The following is an 18,907-nucleotide window of genomic DNA, read 5'->3' as shown; positions in this document are numbered from 1 at the left end:
ACACCACGCACATGGACGCTTCGCGCCCCCTCCACGATCAGGGGGCAACCATGGCAGCGTGAATGCTGCCCCCTCCCCTGCCGCGCCACGCGCATCCCGCTGGCGTTTCCGCCGCCCAGGCCCGCGCGGCCAGCGCTGGTTGGCCGTGCTGGTCTTCGTGCTGGCCGCGATCCTGCTGCTGATCGCGCTGTGGGACTGGAACTGGTTCAAGGGCCCGGTCGAGCGCGCCGTGCAGGCGCGCACCGGCCGTGTGCTGCACATCGGCCACCTGGATGTCGACCTCGGCCGCACCAGCACGATCCGCGCCGATGCGATCACCTTCGCCAATGCAAGCTGGTCGAAGCAGCCGGAGATGGCCACGGCCGACCGCATCGAGATCGATGTGCGGGTGTGGCCCCTGCTGCGCGGCAGCGTGCAACTGCCCGAGGTGCGCCTGACCCGGCCGGATGTACTGCTGGAAACCGCCCCGCGCAAGGATGAGCCAGGCAACTGGGATTTCCTCGGGGACCGCTCCGGCGGGACCAGCCCGCAGCTCAAGCGCCTGCGCATCGATGACGGGCGCCTGCAGTTCCTCGACGCTCTGGGCCGCACCGACATCCGTGTGGATGTGCGCAGCGGCCAGCCGAAGCAGGCCGACGCCGCACCACCGCTGCTGGTGCAGGGTAAGGGTCGCTGGCGGGGCAATCCATTCACCCTGCGTGGCGGTACCGAGTCGCCACTGCAGCTGACCGACAGCGATCATCCGTTCCGCATCCACCTCGATGGCCGCGCCGGCGCCACCCATGCGGTGGCCACCGGTACGCTGACCAATCCCTTCCAGCTGCGCGTATTCGACCTGCAGTTTGCGCTCAGCGGCGAGGATCTGGCTGATCTCTACCCACTGCTGGGTATCGCCATTCCACCGTCGCCACCGTATGCACTGGACGGTCGCCTCAAGCGCGATCACAACGTCTGGCGCTATGAGCAGTTCACCGGCAAGGTCGGCGACAGCGACCTCGGCGGCAACCTGCAGTTCGAGGTGGGCGGCGCACGGCCGCGGCTGACTGCCACACTGGAATCCAAGCGCCTGGACTTCGACGACCTGGCCGGTTTCGTCGGTGCGCCACCGAAGACCGGCGGCGGTGAAACCGCGAACGCGCAGCAGAAGGCCGAGGCCGCACGCGTTGCGGCCAGCGCGCGGGTGCTGCCGGATACTCCGTACAACCTGGGCAAGCTGCGCGCGATGGATGCCGACGTCCGCTGGAAGGCCCACCGCATCAATGCACCGTCACTGCCGCTGGATGACATGGATGCGCACCTGTTGCTGGATGATGGCGTGCTGCGGCTGGACCCGCTGAACTTCGGCGTGGCCGGCGGCGATATCCGCAGCACCATCCGCATGGACGCACGCCAGCCACAGATCGCCACCGCACTCAAGGCCAGCGTGCGCGGCGTACAGCTGGGCCAGCTGTTCCCTGATGCCAAGCTGACCGAGCAGGCCAAGGGCGGCATCGGAGGTAACGTGGACCTGAGCGGCCACGGCAATTCGATCGCTGCAATGCTGGGTAGCAGCAGCGGCAAGGTCGGGCTGGCGATGGGGCGCGGCCATGTCGGCAACCTGGTGATGGAACTGGCCGGCCTGGACATCACCGAGTCGCTGAAATTCCTGGTGACCGGCGACAAGCAGATCCCGCTGCGCTGCGCCTTCGCCGACTTCGGCGTACGCAACGGACTGATGACCAGCCAGGCGCTGGCGGTGGACACCACCGACACCATTCTCATCGGCGAAGGCACAGTCAGCCTGCGCGACGAGAGCCTGGATCTGCTGTTGAAGCCGCGTCCGAAAGACAAGAGCATCCTGGTACTGCGCTCGCCGCTGCACATCAGTGGCACGTTCAAGGACCCGTCATTCCGCCCGGACTTCAAGGCGTTGGGGATTCGTGGTGCGGTGGCCCTGGCGCTGGGCAGCATCGCCCCGCCAGCGGCGTTGCTGGCGACCATTGAACTGGGGCCGGGGAAGGATGCCGACTGCGGTGGGCAGTATGCGAAGTAGAAGCGTTGTTCGCGGCGCCTCGTTTTTCCGCGCGTAGAGCCGGAGCAAGGCGACAGGCAGGACACGCCGTAAATACGTCCCTGTAGGCTCGGTCGGCGCATCCATGCGCCTCACGGTCCTGCCTGCCGCCTTGCTCCGACTCCGGACAGTTTCCAGCGCGCGGAACGAGAGCGGAAATTCAAAGTCAAAAGAAAAAAGCAAATTCAAAAGCTGTTGCCAACCAAGGTTGGCAGCTACCAAAAGCAGATCGCCTGCGACAAAGCTCACCGCGCTCGCGGCAATGTATCCAGAGGCTGAGGGCATGGGCGTGTAGGACCGTTGGCGCCATGGATGGCGCCATCGAGCCTACAGGGACGTACTTGCGGCGTGTCCTGCACGCCCATGCCCTCAGCCTCCCCCGCATCAGGAAAGCGCTGCTTTGGATTTGAGCTTCGAGAAGCGGGCCGGCGGGCCGCAGGCCCGCCAGCGAACACCTCACCCCGCCACGATGTACTGCTGCAGCTGATCCAGCTCCCTGCGCTGCGCATCGATCACCGACTTCACCAGGTCGCCGATGGAGATCACCCCCAGTACCTGCGCGCCCTCCACCACCGGCAGGTGGCGGATGCGGTAATCGGTCACCAGTTGCAGGCAGTGCTCCACCTGCTCGCCCGGTGACACCGTCACCACCTTGGCCGTCATGATCTCAGCCACCGCTGTATCGCGCGACGAACGATCGCGCAGCACGATCTTGCGCGCGTAATCGCGCTCGGACAGGATGCCGACCAGCCGCGGCCCGTCCATCACCAGCACCGCACCGATGCCCTTCTCCGCCATCAACCGGATCGCATCGATCACCGCCGCATCGGGCGTGACCGCATGTACTTCAGGAGACTTGCCGTCCAACAGTTGCCGTACCGTCGTCATCCGCCTGCCCTCCGAGGGTGGGTTGCAGGGCCGAGTCTGCCACGGCGGATGCTAGCCAGGCGTCAACCAGGTACAACGGCCGCTGCTTGGACTCCTCGTACAGCCGCCCCAGGTACTCCCCGATCAGTCCGAGTGCGATCAGCTGCACGCCGCCCAGGAACAGGATCACCGCCATCATCGTCGGCCAGCCGGCAACCCGGTCGCCGTACAGGGCCGCCTTGGCAATCACCCAGACGCCGAACACGAAGGCCACCGCCGCCGTCACCAGGCCCATATAGGTTGCCGCCCGCAGCGGAACGGTCGAGAACCCGGTGATGCCCTCCAGGGCGAAATTCCACAGCCGCCACAGGCTGAACTTGCTGGATCCGGCCACGCGCGCATGGCGGTGATAGGGCACGGCGATCCGCTTGAATCCGACCCAGCTGAAAAGGCCTTTCATGAAGCGATGGCGCTCACGCATTTCGCGTAGTGCACTCAGCGCGCGCGCCGAGAGCAGGCGAAAATCACCGGTATCGGCGGGGATCGGTGTGCGCGAGAGGCGGCCGATCACCCGGTAGAACATCGCAGCTGTGGCGCGTTTGATCCAGTTCTCGCCATCACGCACCAAGCGTGTGCCATAGATGTTGTCGTAGCCTTCGCGCCAGCGCTCAACAAACTGCGGCACCAGTTCCGGCGGATCCTGTCCATCAGCATCGAGAATCATCGCCGCACCTTCGCGCACCAGGTCCAGGCCCGCAGTCAGTGCCGCTTCCTTGCCGAAGTTGCGCGACAGCTTCAACGCCGACACGCGCCCATCGGCCTGTGCCAAGCCCGCGATCACCTCCCAGGTGCCATCATGGCTGCCATCGTCCACGTACAGGATGTGGCCGTCGATGTCGGGCATTGCGTCCAGCACCGCACACAAGCGCGGATGCAGGCAAGGCAGGGCCTGGGCTTCGTTGTAGGCGGCGATGACGAAAGTAAGGCGTTCACGTGTCATGCCTGGATTGTACGTTGGCAGCAGGCGCCCGGCCTGCCAATCCGCCCGCGGGCGCCTCAATCCTCCGAAAGGTATGACGCTCCACCCAACTGACGCGCCTGGCGCTGGATCCACGCCGCGCGCCGCTGCACATACGGCCCCGGCGCCGCTGCGTTGTAGCGTCGCGGCGCCGGCAGTACCGCCGCCAACCGCGCACTCTCGGCGGGGCTCAGCCGCGCTGCATCCTTGCCCCAGAATTTCTGCGCTGCCGCCTGCGCGCCGTACACGCCATCACCGAACTCGGCGATGTTGGCGTACATCTCCAGGATCCGCTCCTTCGGCCAGAGCGCCTCAATCAGCACCGTGTACCAGACCTCCAGGCCCTTGCGGATCCAGCTGCGGCCCTGCCACAGGAACAGGTTCTTGGCCACCTGCTGGCTGATCGTACTGGCACCGCGCAGGCGCCCGCCCTTGGCATTGTGGTCACGGGCCTTCTCGATGGCCTGCAGATCGAAGCCACTGTGCTCGGGAAAGCGCTGGTCCTCGGCCGCCACCAGCGAAATCGGCAGGCTCGGCGCCATCTGCTCCATATCCCGCCATTGGTAGTGCAGGCGATAGGACCAGTCACCCTCGCCCAGCGCCTCGCCATAGCGCCACAGCATGACCGTGGACAGTGGCGGGTCGATGAAGCGCAGCACCAGCACCTGCAGGCAGCTGAAGGCGGCCAGCAGCACCGGCAGCCACAGCAGGCGCTTCCAGTGCCAGCGACGACGGCGTGGCGGAGCCGCAACCGCCTCTACCTTGTGCTGCTCTCCCGCTGCCCCCATTACTGGTGCATCCTTCTTCTGTCTGGTTGTCGGCACATTATCCGGCAACCGCCCCTGTTTACGCGCGATGTGAGCCGATGACCGCCAACCCCGATTCCCTGATCCGCTTCCTGCTGCCCGACGCCGGCGTCCGCGGCGTCCATGTGCGCCTGCAGGCGACCTGGCAGGAGATCCTGTCCCACGCCCAGTACCCGGATACCGCCGCCGAGTTGCTCGGCGAGGCCTGCGTGGCCTCGGCACTGTTCACCGGCCACACCAAGATCGATGGCCGCCTGTCGATCCAGCTGCGTAGCAGCACTGCGCTGCGCACCCTGTTCGCCGAATGCACGGCGGCCGGCACCCTGCGTGGCATCGCCCAGCTCAGCGAGGGCGCCGACGCGCCGCGCGACCTGTCCAGCCTCGGCGATGACGCCCTGCTCGCCATCACCATTGAAAACCCGGGACTGGACCCGCGCGAGCCGCAGCGCTACCAGAGCCTGGTCGGGCTGACCGCGCCGGAACTGGACGAGGCCTTCGAGGACTACTTCCGCCAGTCCGAACAGCTGCCGACCCGCCTGCTGCTGGTCGCCGACCGCGACGGCGCCGCCGGCCTGCTGCTGCAGAAGCTGCCCGGTGACGAGGGCGACGAGGATGGCTGGGCACGCGCCAGCGCCCTGTTCGAGACCCTGGGCAAGGCCGAACTGCTGGCCACCCCGGCCGAGCAGCTGCTGCACCGGCTGTTCCACGAGGAGCAGCCGGCGCTGCTGGGCGAAAAGCCGCTGTCCTTCGCCTGTTCCTGCTCCCGTGACCGGGTGGCCTCGATGCTGCAGTCGCTGGGCGAGGACGAGGCCCGTGCTGCCGCCGAAGCCAGTGGCGCGGTCGAGGTCCGTTGCGAATTCTGCGGGCGGGAGTATCACTTTCCGTTGACGGAGTTCGGCATACTGTTCCACGGTGCCGAGGGGACTGTACCGGCGCCTGAACGGCTTCAGTAAACGGCTTGTCTTGCATCTGGGGGGATCAAGGCTTGTTAAGAATTCATAAACACCCTAGGATCAAGTTCCCGTATTCGCGGGAACTTCCGTTGTCCGTCCCTGTCTGAACTGGTCCGATGCGTACCTTCCTGCGTCTACCGCTGGCCCTGCTGATCGCCCTTGGCGCGATCACGGGCGTGCATGCGCAGAGCAAGGACACCCGCACCGTTCTACCGGTGTGGAACAAGGGCAGCGGCAAGGTCGAGGCCCTGCTGTACCTTGAACCGACCGGCGAACAGGCCGCCGGCGCGCGCTGGCACTTCGGCCGCAACTCGCTGGATGCCGCCTTCGGGCTGTCGTCCGGCGACTCGCTGGGCCTGCTCTGCAGCAACAGCAGCGGAACCAGCATGAGCGGCCTCGCCAGCCACTGCATGCTGGCCAGCCTCGGCGATGACGATGACCTCAACAGCCGTCGCTTCACCGGCACCGCAGCGCTGAACCGTGGCAACAGCCGACTGGGCATCACCGCCGGCACCAGCCGTGAAACCCTGCCCGCCTGGCTGTCAGGACCGAACAAGACGCCTTCGCTGCGCGCCGAGCAGAACGACCTGACTGTATTCGCGCAGAAGAACATCGGCCGCGAGGGGTTCGTCTCCATCGCCGGTACCTACGCCAAGGCGCGTCTGGTGCCATTGGCCGATGCCTCACCGGCCCTCGTCGACCGCTGGGACAGCAAAAGCCTGAGCATCGGCGCCGGCTATGGCAACTTCACCGGCAGCATCATCGGCCGCGTCATCGACGTACCGGGCAAGCCCGGCAAGTGGGAAGGCCTGGGTATCGGCCTGACCTGGCGCACCCCATGGTCCGGCCAGCTCACCGTCGGCGCCGAGAATGTGATCAGCCGCGGCAAGAACCCGTTCTCGCCCCGCAACGAGAGCAACGACGACGGCACCGTGCCGTACGTGCGTTACGAACAGGATCTCTGATCCCGCTACGCGGATACCGCAGTGACTTTCCCCCGGGCGCCGAAAGGCGCCCGTTGTGCGTGTGCGTCTGGAATCTTCTGCAGAAACCCCGCAGCGGCAGAGATACTGCGGAAAACATATTGATACGTATCGACACATATAAAAAGAAACTTTTTTCGTCATTCTGCGTTAACAAACGAGGCATCTCGTCACTTCATACAGTGCAAGCGTTTGATTTTTATGAAAACAGTGCGTTTTTACCAAAATCACAGGTTTGATTAACACAGCTTTAATTCTTGGCGAACGCCCGCTACTATCGGCTCAGCCTCGCGATTTGGGAGCGCTTTTCGCTCCCCCGCCGGGCATTAACCCAGCCAAGATTTCTTGGAGAGAGAGAGCCAATGAAACTCAAGTCCAGCCAGCTGCGTGACGCAGTTGTGATCGCGCTTGTCGCCGGTGCCACCACCGCGACGGCACATGCCCAGGAAGCCACCAACCTCGACCGTATCGAGGTCACCGGTTCGCGCATCCGTCAGGTCGATACCGAAACCGCCCAGCCTGTTCTGAGCATCAGCCGCGCTTCGATCGAGAAGAGCGGTTTCAAGACCGTTGCCGACGTCCTGCAGAACATCTCTGCCGCCGGCAGCCCGGCCATCAGCCGTTCCGAACCGCTGTCCTCCGGTGAAGCCGTTGGCGGTTTCTACATCGACCTGCGCAACCTTGGTGCCGAGCGCACCCTGGTTCTGGTCGACGGCAAGCGCCTCGGCGCCAGCGTCAGCGGCCTGCAGGACGTCTCGCAGATCCCGTCGGCCATCGTCGAGCGCATCGACGTACTGAAGGATGGTGCTTCGTCGATCTACGGCTCCGACGCGATCGCCGGCGTGATCAACATCATCACCCGCAAGAACTTCGAAGGTCTGGAAGCCAATGCCTACGTCGGCCAGTACGGCGAAGGTGACGGCCAGAAGACCAGCTACGATTTCGTAGCCGGCTTCACCGGCGACCGCGGCTCGGTCACCATCGGTGCCGAGTACGCCGAAGAAAAGGAAGTCTGGGCCAAGGATCGCTGGTTCAGTCAGTCCCAGCGCACCAACCGCCACCCCGACCGCGGCTGGACCCCGGTCAGTCAGTGGGGCGCGGTCTATGACCTGAATGATCCGAAGGCACCGCTGCTGTCGCTGGACCGTGGCGGCAACGCGCGCGATCCGAACGCGTTCCACGAGACCGACCTCACCCCGATCACCGGTGACGTCAGCAACTCGAACGAGCAGATGCACCTGCTGACGCCGACCAAGCGCCGCTCGGTGTTCGCCAACGTCCAGTACGACCTGACCGACAACGTCCGCTTCGTCTCCGACCTGCTGTACACCCGTCGCGAGTCGCAGGCCCAGGTTGCCGGTTACCCGCTGCAGTCGGCCGACTATGAGCGCCAGTTCGGTACCAAGTTGTCCTCGGACAGCTACTACAACCCGTTCGGCACCGACATGGGCTTCATCCGCCGCGGCTGGGAAGTGCCGCGCCTGTCCACCAACAAGCTGACCACCTTCCGCTTCACCGGCGCCCTGCAGGGCAGCTTCCAGTTCAATGACAAGTACTTCGACTGGGAAGCCGGCTACATCTACCAGAACTCCGAGAACCTGCAGACCCAGACCGGCAACTACAACGTTCTGGCGGTCACCCAGGCCACCGGCGCGTCGTTCCTCAACCCGGCCACCGGCCGCGTCGAGTGCGGTACCGCTGCCGGCTTGGCCGCAGGTACCAACCCGATCTATGGCCCGGGCCCGGGCGGCTGCATCCCGTGGAATCCGTCCATTCCGGCCGGTCGCTCCGGTGATGGTGGCCTGACCGGCAACCCGGACCTGCAGCAGTTCCTGTTCCCGACCACCAAGAACACCGGTGAAGTCACCACCAAGACCTACTACGCGAACATCGCCGGCAGCCTGTTTACCCTGCCTGCCGGCGACCTCGGTTTCGCGCTCGGTTACGAGTACCGTGAAGACAAGGGTTCGTTCAATCCCGACGCCCTGTCGCAGTCTGGCTACTCGACCGATCTGGCTGCTGGCCCGACCGGTGGCGGCTATGACGTCAACGAAGTGTATCTGGAGCTGAATATTCCGGTGCTGGCCGACCTGCCGGGCGCCAAGGAACTGAGCTTCAACGCCGCGACGCGTTATTCGAAGTACAGCACCTTCGGCAACACCACCAACAGCAAGTTCGGCCTGAAGTGGAAGCCGATCGACCAGCTGCTGGTGCGTGCGACCTACGCCGAAGGCTTCCGCGCGCCGACCATCGACAACCTGTACGGTGGCAGCTCGCAGACCTTCGCTTACTTCACCGATCCGTGCGACACCGACTTCGGTTTGGCCGCAAGCGATCCGGCGACTGCCCAGCGCTGTGCCGCCGCCCTGGGTGCGCTGGCCCCCAACTTCCTTCAGCTGAAGCAGGGCTACGTCCCGGCCGAAGGCCCGGATGAGCAGAGCCCGGTGCCGTTCAATGCTGTCTCCAATCCGAACCTGACCCCGGAAAAGTCGAAGTCCAAGACCGTCGGCCTGGTGTGGAGCCCCACCTTCGCCCAGGGCCTGAACCTGAGCCTGGACTGGTGGAACATCAAGATCACCAACACCATCGTCACCGACGATCCGACCACCCAGCTCAACGACTGCTACGTGCTCGGCATCGCCGACCGCTGCAACTCGTTCACCCGCGACTCGACCCGCGGCATCGTCACCAACCTGACCTACGCGCCGCGTAATGCCGGCTTCCAGGAGACCGAAGGCTTCGACTTCGACGTGGCCTATCGCTTCGAAACCAGCGCCTGGGGCACGTTCAACGCCAACCTGCAGAACAGCTACGTCAGCAAGAACGTGCTGAAGACCACCAACGCCGCATCGGTTCCGGTGTCGATCCTGAATGGCTTCAGCAGCAACTTCCGCCTGCGTTCGAACCTGGTGCTGGGCTGGGAGTATGGCGACTGGGGCGTTACCTGGGGAACCCGTTACTTCTCCAGCGTGAAGGAACAGTGCTACTTCTCCACCGAGTGCAGCATCCCGGACTTCGGCTCGCCGGATCCGGCTCGCGATCAGGCGATGAACAAGCGCGGCGCGACCACCTTCCACGACCTCCAGGTCTCCTGGAACGCACCGTGGAATGCAACCATCGCCGTCGGTGCACGCAACGTGTTTGACCATTACGGCCCGCAGATGTACTCGGCGCCGAACTCGCAGTACTCGTACTACGGCGGCTACGACATCGGTCGCTTCATGTACATGCAGTACAAGCAGAAGTTCTGATCGATCGATTGATCAGCTGATGCAACAACGGCCCCGCAAGGGGCCGTTGTTCTTTGTGCGTTCAAGATGCGCGGCGATTCAGCATGGCGCACAAAAAAAGCCGCGGCCCTGCCGCGGCTTTCCTCTTACAGGACCGGAACGCTCAGCCGTTCGGAATCAACGTGTCGATCAGGTGTTCAACATACGCCTCGAAATCCTCACGGGCCTGCTTGGGCTGCTGCAGCTGCAGCGACAGCTGCAGGAAGCCGACGTAGGCGGCATAGGCCAGGCGCGCACGATGGCGTGCATCGGTCGAGCTGAGCCCTGCCTGACGGAAGGAAGCGATCAGGTAATCCAGGCGACGCTGCGAGACGCGGTCGATCACCGGGCGCACCATCGGGTGGTCCAGCGCCTTAAGCAGTTCGCTGTAGATGATGTGCGGCTGCACTTCATGGGCGACCATCTGGAAGAGCTGGCGCAGGCGCACGCGGGGATCGGGCACGTCTTCGAGGCTGCCGAACACCTGTTCCTGTTCGAACAGTTCCCAGCGCTCCAACGCCGCCTGCAGCAACGCATCGCGCGATGGGAAATGCCAGTAGAAACTGCCCTTGGTCACGCCCAGGCGCCGCGCCAACGGTTCCACCGCGACGGCACCCACGCCTTGTTCAGCAATCAGATCGAGGGCCGCCTGGGCCCAGTCTTCGGCACTCAGGCGGCTGTTGCGGCCGGCGCGCGGTTCGCCGGCAGAAGCGTCAGGTTGATTCATGGGCTGATTTAACCATACGCCGGGGTTCGTTGCAGTACGCGATTGCAGCCGGAACCGTCACAGCGGCGTCCAGATCGCCTCCCGCACCGCACCATACGATGCAGTATTGACTTCCTTCCGAAGCAATCCATACTAGCAAGTATGGTTATGTCCCCGACTCCCGCTGCGTTCCATGACCTGCGCCTGGAAGCGGCCCATGGTACCCGTCTGGCCGCCACCGCCAGTGACCACGGCCGTCGTGGCCGCGTGCTGTTCGCGCATGGCTTCGGCCAGACCCGGCACGCCTGGAATGCAACTGCCAGCGCCCTGTCCGCAGCGGGCCTGCAGACCCTGGCCTACGATGCCCGCGGCCATGGCGATTCGGACTGGAATGCCGCCGACCTGCCCTATCACGGCGAACAGTTCGCCGATGACCTGATCGTGCTGGCCGGCGAGCAACCGCGCCCTCCGGTGCTGGTCGCGGCATCGATGGGCGGCCTGTTCGGCCTGTTGGCCGAGTCGCGCTGGCCGGGCCTGTTCTCGGCGATGGTGCTTGTCGACATCACCCCGCGCTGGGATACCGCCGGGGTTGAACGCATCCTGGCCTTCATGACCGCCCATCCTGATGGCTTCGCCTCGCTGGCCCAGGCCGCCGACGTGATCTCGGCCTACATGCCGCACCGCCCGCGCAAATCCGAACAGTCGCTGCGCGCGCTGCTGCGCGAGGACGACCACGGCCGCTGGCGCTGGCACTGGGACCCGCGGCTGGTGGCCGAACTGGCCCGCGACAGCGAACAGCACCAGGACGCGCTGGCTGAAGCCGCACGCCAGGTGAAGTGCCCGCTGCTGCTGGTCAGCGGTGGCCGCAGCGACCTGGTCACGCCACAGACCGTGGCCGAATTCCTGGCGTTGGCGCCGCACGCGCGCCATGTACAGCTGCCGCAGGCCACACATATGGTTGCCGGCGACGACAACAACGCCTTTACCGCTACTGTGTTGGACTATCTGGACGTGTTGCCCGCAGCGGATGCTGCAGCTTCGTCCGCCACAAACGAGCACGTCACCGGAGCACGCTCATGAGCATCGTTCTTCCCTTCCTCGCCCTGCTGCTGGCAGGCGCGTTCGTCGCCTACCACCGCATGCGGCTGGTTACCTGGACGCTGATCAGCGTGGCCCTGCTGGCCGCCTGCTGGTTCATTCCCTACGTCAACCAGACCGCCACGATCGTCGCGGCCGCTGTGTTGGCCGTCATCGCCGTGCCGCTGCTGCTGCCGTTCATCCGCAAGCCGCTGCTGACCGGCCCGATGATGAAGGTGTTCCGCAAGGTGCTGCCGCCGCTGTCGCAGACCGAGCGCATTGCGCTGGAAACCGGCTCGGTCGGTTTCGAAGGCGAGCTGTTCACCGGTGACCCGGACTGGAACATCCTGCTCAACTACCCGAAGCCGCAGCTGACCGCCGAAGAACAGGCCTTCCTCGATGGTCCGGTGGAAGAGCTGTGCAAGATGGTCAACGACTGGGAAATCACCCACGTCCACGCGGACCTGCCGCCGGAACTGTGGGCCTTCATCAAGAAGAACAAGTTCTTCGGCATGATCATCCCGAAGGAATATGGCGGCTTGGGCTTCTCCGCTCTGGCTCACCACAAGGTGATCCAGAAGCTCGCCTCGGTGTCTTCGGTGGTCAGCTCCACGGTCGGTGTGCCCAACTCGCTGGGCCCGGGTGAACTGCTGGTGCATTACGGCACCCAGGAACAGAAGGACCAGTACCTGCCGCGCCTGGCCGATGGCCGCGAAGTGCCCTGCTTCGGCCTGACCGGTCCGTTCGCCGGCTCCGACGCCACCTCGATTCCCGACTACGGCATCGTCTGCAAGGGCGAGTGGAACGGCGAGCAGGTGCTCGGCGTCAAGCTGACCTTCGACAAGCGCTACATCACCCTGGCCCCGGTTGCTTCGCTGATCGGCCTGGCCTTCCGCATGTACGATCCGGACGGCCTGATTGGTGAAACCCGCGACATCGGCATCACCCTGGGCCTGCTGCCGCGCGAGACCGCCGGCGTTGAAATCGGCCGTCGCCACTTCCCGCTGAACTCGACGTTCCAGAACGGCCCGATCCGCGGCAAGGACGTGTTCATTCCGCTGACCCAGCTGATCGGTGGCGCTGCGATGGCCGGCAAGGGCTGGAACATGCTCAACGAGTGCCTGGCCGTGGGTCGTTCGATCACCCTGCCTTCCACCGCCAGCGGCGGTGCCAAGGCGGGTGCCGCGGTCACCGGCGCCTATGCGCGCATCCGCAAGCAGTTCGGCCTGTCGGTCGGCCGCTTCGAAGGCGTGGAAGAAGCGCTGGCCCGCATCGGTGGCAAGGCGTACAAGATCAGCGCGCTGTCGCAGGCCACCGCCGCTGCTGTGGACCGCGGCGACGTGCCGTCGGTGCCGTCGGCGATCGCCAAGTACCACTGCACCAACATGAGCCGCGAAGTGATCTCGGACATGATGGACGTGATCGGCGGCAAGGGCATCATCCTGGGGCCGCGCAACTTCGCCGGCCGCAGCTGGCAGGCCGCGCCGATCGCCATCACGGTGGAAGGCGCCAACATCATGACCCGCAGCCTGCTGATCTTCGGCCAGGGTGCGATCCTCTGCCACCCGTGGGTGCTGAAGGAAATGAAGGCGGCGCAGGATCCGGACACCCGTGCCGGCCTGCAGGACTTCGACCGCAGCCTGTTCGGCCACATCCGCTACGGCATCTCCAATGCTGTTCGTTCGTTCTGGTTCGGCCTGACCGGCGCACGCTTCGGCGCTGCCCCGGGCGACGCCTACACCCGCCGCTACTTCCGCAAGCTGGACCGTTACTCGGCCAACCTGGCGCTGATGGCCGACATCTCGATGATGACGCTCGGCGGCAAGCTGAAGTTCAAGGAATCGCTGTCCGGCCGTCTGGGCGACGTGCTGAGCCATGTCTACATGACCAGCGCCATGCTCAAGCGCTACCACGACGAAGGCGCGCCGCAGGCCGACCAGCCGCTGCTGGCCTGGGCCTTCCATGACAGCGTGCACAAGATCGAGGAATCGCTGTCGGCAGCCCTGCGCAACTTCCCGATCCGTCCGATCGGTTGGCTGATGTGGGCGCTGATCTTCCCGCTGGGCCGTCGTGCCGAGGCCCCGGGTGACCGCCTGAGCCGCCGCGTCGCCGCCCTGCTGATGGCCCCGAACGAAGCGCGTGATCGTCTGGCCAGCGGCGTGTTCCTGACCCCGTGCGAGAACAACCCGGGTGGCCGCATCAACAGCTACCTGAGCAAGGCGATCATGGCCGAGCCGGTGGAGCGCAAGTTCCTGAAGGCACTGAAGAGCAAGGGCATCGAAGCGCTGGACTTCAACAGCCAGCTGGACGAAGCCGTGGCCGAAGGCGTGATCACCCAGGACGAGCGCAGCCTGCTGGAAGAGCTGCGTACGCTGACCCTGGACACCATCACCGTGGACGACTTCGACACCCACGAACTGCGCGCGGCCAGCTACTACGACCGCCAGCACAAGGACCCGCACTCGCAGGCGGCCTGATCGCCCGCGACATGTGTTGCCTTCGACGGCGGGCTTCGGCCCGCCGTTGTTTCATCTGCCGACCGGAATTCCAACCATGTCCACGCCCCTGCTGTCCCTCTACCAGCGTCTGCAGCGATGGCCTGCCGGCAACTGGCTGTTCGCGCGCGCGGTGTGCTTCAAGGCGCCCTACTTCGCCAGCATCGCGCCGCGCATCACCCGCCTTGAGCACGGCCGCTGCGAAGGCACGCTGGCCGACCGGCGCAAGGTGCGCAACCACATCGGCACGGTGCACGCGATCGCGATGTGCAACCTGGCCGAGCTGACTGCCGGGTTGATGGTCGATGCCTCGCTGCCGAAGGGCATGCGCTGGATCCCCAAGGGCATGCAGGTGCAGTACCTGGCCAAGGCGCGCGGCATGTTGCAGGCAGTTGCGCTGCCGGCGCAGCCGATCGTGGCCGCTGCCGAGGGCTATGCGCTGCCGGTGACGGTGAGCGTGCGTGACCGCGCGGGGACGGAGGTGTTCAGCGCGGTGATCGACATGTGGCTGTCGCCGGCGAAGTAAGGTTCCCGCGAACGGCGCAGCCCCTCGTGGGTGGACGGCGAAAGCGGTTTATCGGTTGGGCCGGAGGGGTGGGGCCATGCGGGGACGCCGCAAGTACGTCCCTGTAGGCTTAGCCGCGCCATCCATGGCGCGGATACCCCGCCCGGCCCCCCCCCCTCCGGCCTCGGACGGATCTCTGCGGCGTCCCCCACGGAAGAGAAAAAGAAGAGCAAAAGCAAAAGCGACCCATCGGCCGCTTTTTTTCATGCACGCAGAACCCACAAGCGCAGCGACCCGCTGTTGCTCTTGATCTTCTTTTCTTCTCCGTGGGCTGGCCGCGCACGGAACCTGTCAGGGGTCGGGCGGGTGGGCCGTGCAGGGGCGTTGGCGCCATGGATGGCGCCATCGAGCTTACAGGGGTGAAGGCGCTTTGCTTGCGAAGCACTGCTTCGCAAGCGCCTGAACGCACAGCCGCCAGCGGCTGGGCCGGGCCCCGGAGGGGGACTTGCGGCGTCCCCCGCGAACCCAACCCGCCCGGCCAACCCCATGACAAGCTCTACGCGACCACCCCACGAGGGGCTGCGCCGTTGGCTGGAAACTACGCCAGCGCGCGAAACACCAACGCCAGGATCGCCGGCAGCGCCTGGATCATGAAAATGCGACGGCTGACGCTGTAGGCGCCATAGCACCCCGCTACCACCACACAGGCCAGCGAGAACGTCACCAGCACCGGCTGGTCGATCAACAGCCCCACCACGATGCCTGCAGCCAGGAAGCCGTTGTAGAGGCCCTGGTTGGCCGCCAGCACGCGCGTGGTCTCTGCCTTCTCCGGCGTGTTGCGGAACGTCTTCAGGCCCAGTGGGCGCGTCCACAGGAACATCTCCAGCACCAGGAAATAGACGTGCAGCAGTGCGACCAGCAGGGTCAAGGCAAGTGCGATCCAGTACATGGGCGTTTCCTTGGATAAATGGATGGGGTGATGGGGTCAGAGCCCTCTCCGTGGGAGAGGGATCCGACCCCGCGCGGCTCAGCGGTCGCGCGGCAGCTTCTTTTCTTCGCGCAGCACGCCGAACGCGGCAGCGGTCATGCATGCGGCAACCACCACGCCACCGATGAACACCACATGTGAACCAAACAAGGACAAGCCCTTGTGCACCCACGCAAAGCTCAGGTCCGCGCCGCGGTAGACCACGGTGTCGATGGCCGCACCGGCCTTGTAACGCCACTGGCGGTCTACGCGGGTATAGATGGTCTCGCGTGCCGGCTTGGCCAGTGCAAACTCGCTGGCACGGGTCATCACCTGCACCACCGCCACCATCAGCGGCATCGGCGAGGCAGCCAGCACCGAGAAACCGATCAGGATCGCGAAGCCCGGGATCAGCAGCGCCGGGGCGATGCCGTGGCGAGACAGCAGCCAGCGGGTCAGGCCGAGCTGCATCAACAGGGCCAGCGCGTTCACCGCCAGGTCGATGCGCGAGAAGAAGGCAGTGGCAGCGCCTGCATCGTTGAACGAGGCACGCACGATGGTGGCCTGCTGGTTGTACAGCAGGGTGCCCACGCCCACACCAAACAACACCATGATCGCCAGCCAGCGCAGCAGGGGCTCGCGCACGATCAGCTTCAGGCCATCCAGCACACTGCCGCCCATCGGCTTTTCACCGTCGACCAGTTGCTGTTCGCGCTCGCGCAGCACCGCCCAGTGCCGCAGCCGCCAGATGCTCAACAGGCAGATGGCGAGAAATCCGGCCGAGACCAGCATCAGGTTGGCGATGCCCACGCGCTGCACCAGCACGCTGGTGATGAACGGGCCGAGGAAGGCACCGATGGTGCCGGCCGCGCCGATGTAGCCGTAGTAGGCACGTGCCTGCGCGTTGGAAAACACATCGGCCATGAAGCTCCAGAACACCGCCACCGCGAACAGGTTGAAGACGCTGATCCAGAAGAAGAAGGCCATGCCTCGCCCGGGCACGTCGCTGTCGAACAGCGCGTAGAACCCCAGCAGAGTGACGATGAAGAACCCATACACCGCCGGCAGGAACACCCGTCGCGGGAAGCGGCTGACCAGCCAGCCGTAGACCGGCTGCAGCACCAGCATGATCACGAACACGCAGGAGAACAGGAACTGCAGGACGAAGTCCTTCAGCGCGATGCCGTGGCTGTTGAACCAGGCGATCAGCATCGGCGGGAACACGGTCTCCAGGTCGGCCGAAGCGGCCATCGCCTCACGCACCGGGCGCAGCACGTAGTAGCCGCTCAGCAGGCAGAAGAAGTACAGGAACGACCACCACAGCGCCGGCGACTCACGCAGTGCCGCGCTCAGGCCCCTCAGCGGCCCCCTGACCTGCACCGCACTCACGCGGCGTCCCTCGCCAGAAGACGGCGGTTGGACAGCGGCATGGCAGGCTCCGGGGGCAGTGAAGCGCGTACGTTAGCCAATGCACTGCAACATCGCCAGCAGCAGCCCCGCAGAAGGCTGAAACGCAGTGTCACGATCCCACCCGGACGATACGTTCCGACACACGCTTTCGGGGCGTCAAAATTCCAACTTTTTCAACGAGATGCGCATTCATCTTCGCTTTGTTTGTGCACAAGGGAAAAGCGGCGCTAGAATCGCCATCAGCAGTCGCGCACGGGTCTCCACGATGAAAAAGAACAGCCTGCGTCGTCCGATCCGTTCGGCGGCCACCGGTTTGCTGGGCATGTTGATGCCCGTTGCCTTGTCCACCACCGCGCAGACCCCGCCGCCGTTGCCGCCGATGCCGGCCAACATCGAATCCGCCGCCACCGCCGTCGCCCACACCCAGCCCGCCGCATACCGCACCGGCCTGGTGCCGCAGGTGCAGCTGCCGGCGGCCGGCTTCAACGTCGCAAACATCGAATCGATGGCGCAGCAGCTGACCTATGGTGAGCGCGTGCCGGGCATGGCCGTGGCCATCGTGCAGGGTGGCCGTGTGCTCAGCGCGCGCGGCTATGGCGTCACCGACGTCAACAACCCGCTGCCGGTCGATGCGCATACCGTGTTCCGCCTGGCGTCGCTGTCCAAGGCCTTCGCCGGCACCATGGCCGGCCTGCTGGTCAACGACGGCACCCTGCGCTGGGACAGCAAGGTCACCGACTACGTGCCGGGCTTCCGCCTCAACTCGCCGGAAGCGACTGATCGCCTGACCGTGGCCGACGTACTCAGCCACCGCGTCGGCCTGCCGTACAACGCCTACGACCGCGACATCGAAGGCAATGCCGAGTACTACTCGCTGACCCAGAAACTGGCCAACACCAGCCTGAAGTGCCTGCCGGGCGACTGCTACGCCTACCAGAACGTGGCCTTCAGCCTGATCGGTGACGTGGTCTATGCCGCCTCGGGCAGCTTCTACGAGCAGTCGGTCGAGCGCCGCATCTTCAAGCCGCTGGGCATGAACGATGCCAGCCTCGGACTGGCCGGCATCCAGGCCAGCTCACGCTGGGCGCGCCCGCACGTGCGCAGCCGTAATGGCTGGGTGTCGCTGACGCCGAAGCCGACCTATTACCGCGTCGCCCCGGCCGCCGGCGTCAACGCCAGCGCCAGCGACATGGCGCAATGGCTGCTGGCCCACACCGGCCACCGTCCGGACGTGCTGCCGGCACCGCTGCTGGCCACCCTGCATTCCAGCCTGATCAACACCCCGGGCGAGATGCGTTCGGGCTGGCGCCGCGAGCGCCTGCACTCGGCCGGCTACGCACTGGGCTGGCGCACCTTCGACTATGCCGGTCACGACGTGGTGTTCCATGCCGGCGCCGTGCAGGGCTACCGCGGCCTGGTCGCGCTGGTGCCGGAACGCGACCTTGGCATCGCCATCATGTGGAACGGCGAAAGCGGCCTGCCCAGCGGCCTGCTGCCGACCGTGCTCGACGCCGCCCTCGGCCTGCCGACGCAGCGCTGGCTGGACGTGGACACCGACTTCGGCAGCGACAACCTGATGGCCGAAGGCGCGAGCCCTGCGCAGCAGGACAAGCGCAAGGGCAAGGGTGCTTCCAGCAACCGTGCCGTCGCCTCGCCGCGCTGATCTGGCGGGCTCGACGGTGAGTACGAAGGGCGGCCCGCGGGTCGCCCTTTTTGTTGGCTGTTGTGGAGTCGAGCCTTGCTCGACTGTCCGTGCAAAGCAGTCGAGCACGGCTCGACTCTACAAATGCGTGAAGCAGCC

General features: G+C 65.4%; 14 protein-coding genes. 8 read left to right on the top strand and 6 right to left on the bottom strand.

From position 1 onward, the window contains the following. Nucleotides 1-58: 58 nt before the first annotated feature. On the top strand, nucleotides 59-2,032 hold the full coding sequence (locus AC07M7_RS04265; protein ID WP_495206808.1) for an AsmA family protein: 1,974 nt from the start codon (nucleotides 59-61) through the stop codon (nucleotides 2,030-2,032). Nucleotides 2,033-2,506: 474 nt separating this feature from the next. Here AC07M7_RS04265 and AC07M7_RS04260 read toward each other — a convergent pair whose 3' ends face one another. The 3 genes from AC07M7_RS04260 to mtgA are packed head-to-tail and all read right to left on the bottom strand — an operon-like array spanning nucleotide 2,507 to nucleotide 4,723. Continuing rightward, nucleotides 2,507-2,938 (bottom strand): CBS domain-containing protein, encoded by a 432-nt coding sequence (locus AC07M7_RS04260; protein ID WP_046985058.1) that lies wholly within the window; start codon nucleotides 2,936-2,938, stop codon nucleotides 2,507-2,509. After that, the gene (locus AC07M7_RS04255; protein ID WP_046985057.1) at nucleotides 2,898-3,917 is read right to left on the bottom strand and encodes a glycosyltransferase family 2 protein; all 1,020 of its coding nucleotides are present in this window, start codon (nucleotides 3,915-3,917) and stop codon (nucleotides 2,898-2,900) included. The genes AC07M7_RS04260 and AC07M7_RS04255 overlap by 41 nt, the downstream gene beginning before the upstream one ends. Before the next feature lie 56 nt (nucleotides 3,918-3,973). Next, complete coding sequence (gene mtgA, locus AC07M7_RS04250; RefSeq protein WP_253078147.1) at nucleotides 3,974-4,723, bottom strand: monofunctional biosynthetic peptidoglycan transglycosylase; 750 nt, start codon at nucleotides 4,721-4,723, stop codon at nucleotides 3,974-3,976. A 77-nt stretch (nucleotides 4,724-4,800) separates the two neighbouring features. Between mtgA and hslO the strand changes: the two genes are divergently transcribed. From hslO to AC07M7_RS04235, 3 genes are all read left to right on the top strand, one after another. Further along, nucleotides 4,801-5,694 carry an Hsp33 family molecular chaperone HslO gene (hslO, locus tag AC07M7_RS04245; protein ID WP_046987069.1) on the top strand — a complete coding sequence of 298 codons (894 nt, stop codon included), beginning with the start codon at nucleotides 4,801-4,803 and terminating at the stop codon, nucleotides 5,692-5,694. 116 nt (nucleotides 5,695-5,810) lie between these two features. Then, entirely contained in the window at nucleotides 5,811-6,659 is an 849-nt protein-coding gene (locus AC07M7_RS04240; protein ID WP_495206807.1) for an XOO1806 family protein, read from the top strand. A gap of 380 nt (nucleotides 6,660-7,039) precedes the next feature. Beyond that, complete coding sequence (locus AC07M7_RS04235) at nucleotides 7,040-9,928, top strand: TonB-dependent receptor (RefSeq protein ID WP_495206806.1); 2,889 nt, start codon at nucleotides 7,040-7,042, stop codon at nucleotides 9,926-9,928. 142 nt (nucleotides 9,929-10,070) lie between these two features. On the opposite strand, the gene AC07M7_RS04230 is transcribed toward AC07M7_RS04235, so the two are convergent. Continuing rightward, a complete protein-coding gene (locus AC07M7_RS04230) occupies nucleotides 10,071-10,673 on the bottom strand; it encodes a TetR/AcrR family transcriptional regulator (protein ID WP_046987072.1) in 603 nt (200 codons plus the stop codon). 141 nt (nucleotides 10,674-10,814) lie between these two features. On the opposite strand from AC07M7_RS04230, the gene AC07M7_RS04225 reads away from it, so the two are divergent. From AC07M7_RS04225 to AC07M7_RS04215, 3 genes are all read left to right on the top strand, one after another. After that, complete coding sequence (locus tag AC07M7_RS04225) at nucleotides 10,815-11,732, top strand: alpha/beta fold hydrolase (RefSeq protein WP_046987073.1); 918 nt, start codon at nucleotides 10,815-10,817, stop codon at nucleotides 11,730-11,732. Then, nucleotides 11,729-14,206 carry an acyl-CoA dehydrogenase gene (locus tag AC07M7_RS04220; RefSeq protein ID WP_136639092.1) on the top strand — a complete coding sequence of 826 codons (2,478 nt, stop codon included), beginning with the start codon at nucleotides 11,729-11,731 and terminating at the stop codon, nucleotides 14,204-14,206. Before AC07M7_RS04225 ends, AC07M7_RS04220 begins: the two co-directional genes overlap by 4 nt. 76 nt (nucleotides 14,207-14,282) lie before the next feature. Beyond that, a complete protein-coding gene (locus AC07M7_RS04215; protein ID WP_253078149.1) occupies nucleotides 14,283-14,750 on the top strand; it encodes a hotdog fold domain-containing protein in 468 nt (155 codons plus the stop codon). A 577-nt stretch (nucleotides 14,751-15,327) separates the two neighbouring features. Here AC07M7_RS04215 and AC07M7_RS04210 read toward each other — a convergent pair. Both AC07M7_RS04210 and AC07M7_RS04205 read right to left on the bottom strand, forming a co-directional pair. Continuing rightward, nucleotides 15,328-15,678, bottom strand: coding sequence for a DUF1304 domain-containing protein (locus tag AC07M7_RS04210; RefSeq protein WP_447782306.1), 351 nt, complete (start codon nucleotides 15,676-15,678; stop codon nucleotides 15,328-15,330). Between the two features lie 78 nt (nucleotides 15,679-15,756). Then, nucleotides 15,757-17,085: an NTP/NDP exchange transporter gene (locus AC07M7_RS04205; protein WP_482998705.1), complete on the bottom strand. Its 1,329-nt coding sequence runs from the start codon at nucleotides 17,083-17,085 to the stop codon at nucleotides 15,757-15,759. 286 nt (nucleotides 17,086-17,371) lie between these two features. Here AC07M7_RS04205 and AC07M7_RS04200 point away from each other — a divergent pair, with 286 nt between their 5' ends. Continuing rightward, a complete protein-coding gene (locus AC07M7_RS04200; RefSeq protein WP_046987797.1) occupies nucleotides 17,372-18,769 on the top strand; it encodes a serine hydrolase domain-containing protein in 1,398 nt (465 codons plus the stop codon). Nucleotides 18,770-18,907 lie beyond the last annotated feature (138 nt).

Source organism: Stenotrophomonas sp. GW821-FHT09E08 (genome assembly GCF_059416125.1).
Note: the sequence above shows the minus strand (reverse complement) of the source record. Positions and strands in the feature narration are given on the sequence as shown.

What these genes read in the sequence shown, in the direction of transcription:
- AC07M7_RS04230 (WP_046987072.1), bottom strand. Translation starts at nt 10,673, where the DNA reads ATGAATCAACCTGACGCTTCTGCCGGCGAACCGCGCGCCGGCCGCAAC.
- AC07M7_RS04215 (WP_253078149.1), top strand. Translation starts at nt 14,283, where the DNA reads ATGTCCACGCCCCTGCTGTCCCTCTACCAGCGTCTGCAGCGATGGCCT.
- AC07M7_RS04200 (WP_046987797.1), top strand. Translation starts at nt 17,372, where the DNA reads ATGAAAAAGAACAGCCTGCGTCGTCCGATCCGTTCGGCGGCCACCGGT.
- AC07M7_RS04240 (WP_495206807.1), top strand. Translation starts at nt 5,811, where the DNA reads ATGCGTACCTTCCTGCGTCTACCGCTGGCCCTGCTGATCGCCCTTGGC.
- AC07M7_RS04235 (WP_495206806.1), top strand. Translation starts at nt 7,040, where the DNA reads ATGAAACTCAAGTCCAGCCAGCTGCGTGACGCAGTTGTGATCGCGCTT.
- mtgA (WP_253078147.1), bottom strand. Translation starts at nt 4,723, where the DNA reads ATGGGGGCAGCGGGAGAGCAGCACAAGGTAGAGGCGGTTGCGGCTCCG.
- AC07M7_RS04260 (WP_046985058.1), bottom strand. Translation starts at nt 2,938, where the DNA reads ATGACGACGGTACGGCAACTGTTGGACGGCAAGTCTCCTGAAGTACAT.
- AC07M7_RS04210 (WP_447782306.1), bottom strand. Translation starts at nt 15,678, where the DNA reads ATGTACTGGATCGCACTTGCCTTGACCCTGCTGGTCGCACTGCTGCAC.
- AC07M7_RS04225 (WP_046987073.1), top strand. Translation starts at nt 10,815, where the DNA reads ATGGTTATGTCCCCGACTCCCGCTGCGTTCCATGACCTGCGCCTGGAA.
- hslO (WP_046987069.1), top strand. Translation starts at nt 4,801, where the DNA reads ATGACCGCCAACCCCGATTCCCTGATCCGCTTCCTGCTGCCCGACGCC.
- AC07M7_RS04220 (WP_136639092.1), top strand. Translation starts at nt 11,729, where the DNA reads ATGAGCATCGTTCTTCCCTTCCTCGCCCTGCTGCTGGCAGGCGCGTTC.
- AC07M7_RS04255 (WP_046985057.1), bottom strand. Translation starts at nt 3,917, where the DNA reads ATGACACGTGAACGCCTTACTTTCGTCATCGCCGCCTACAACGAAGCC.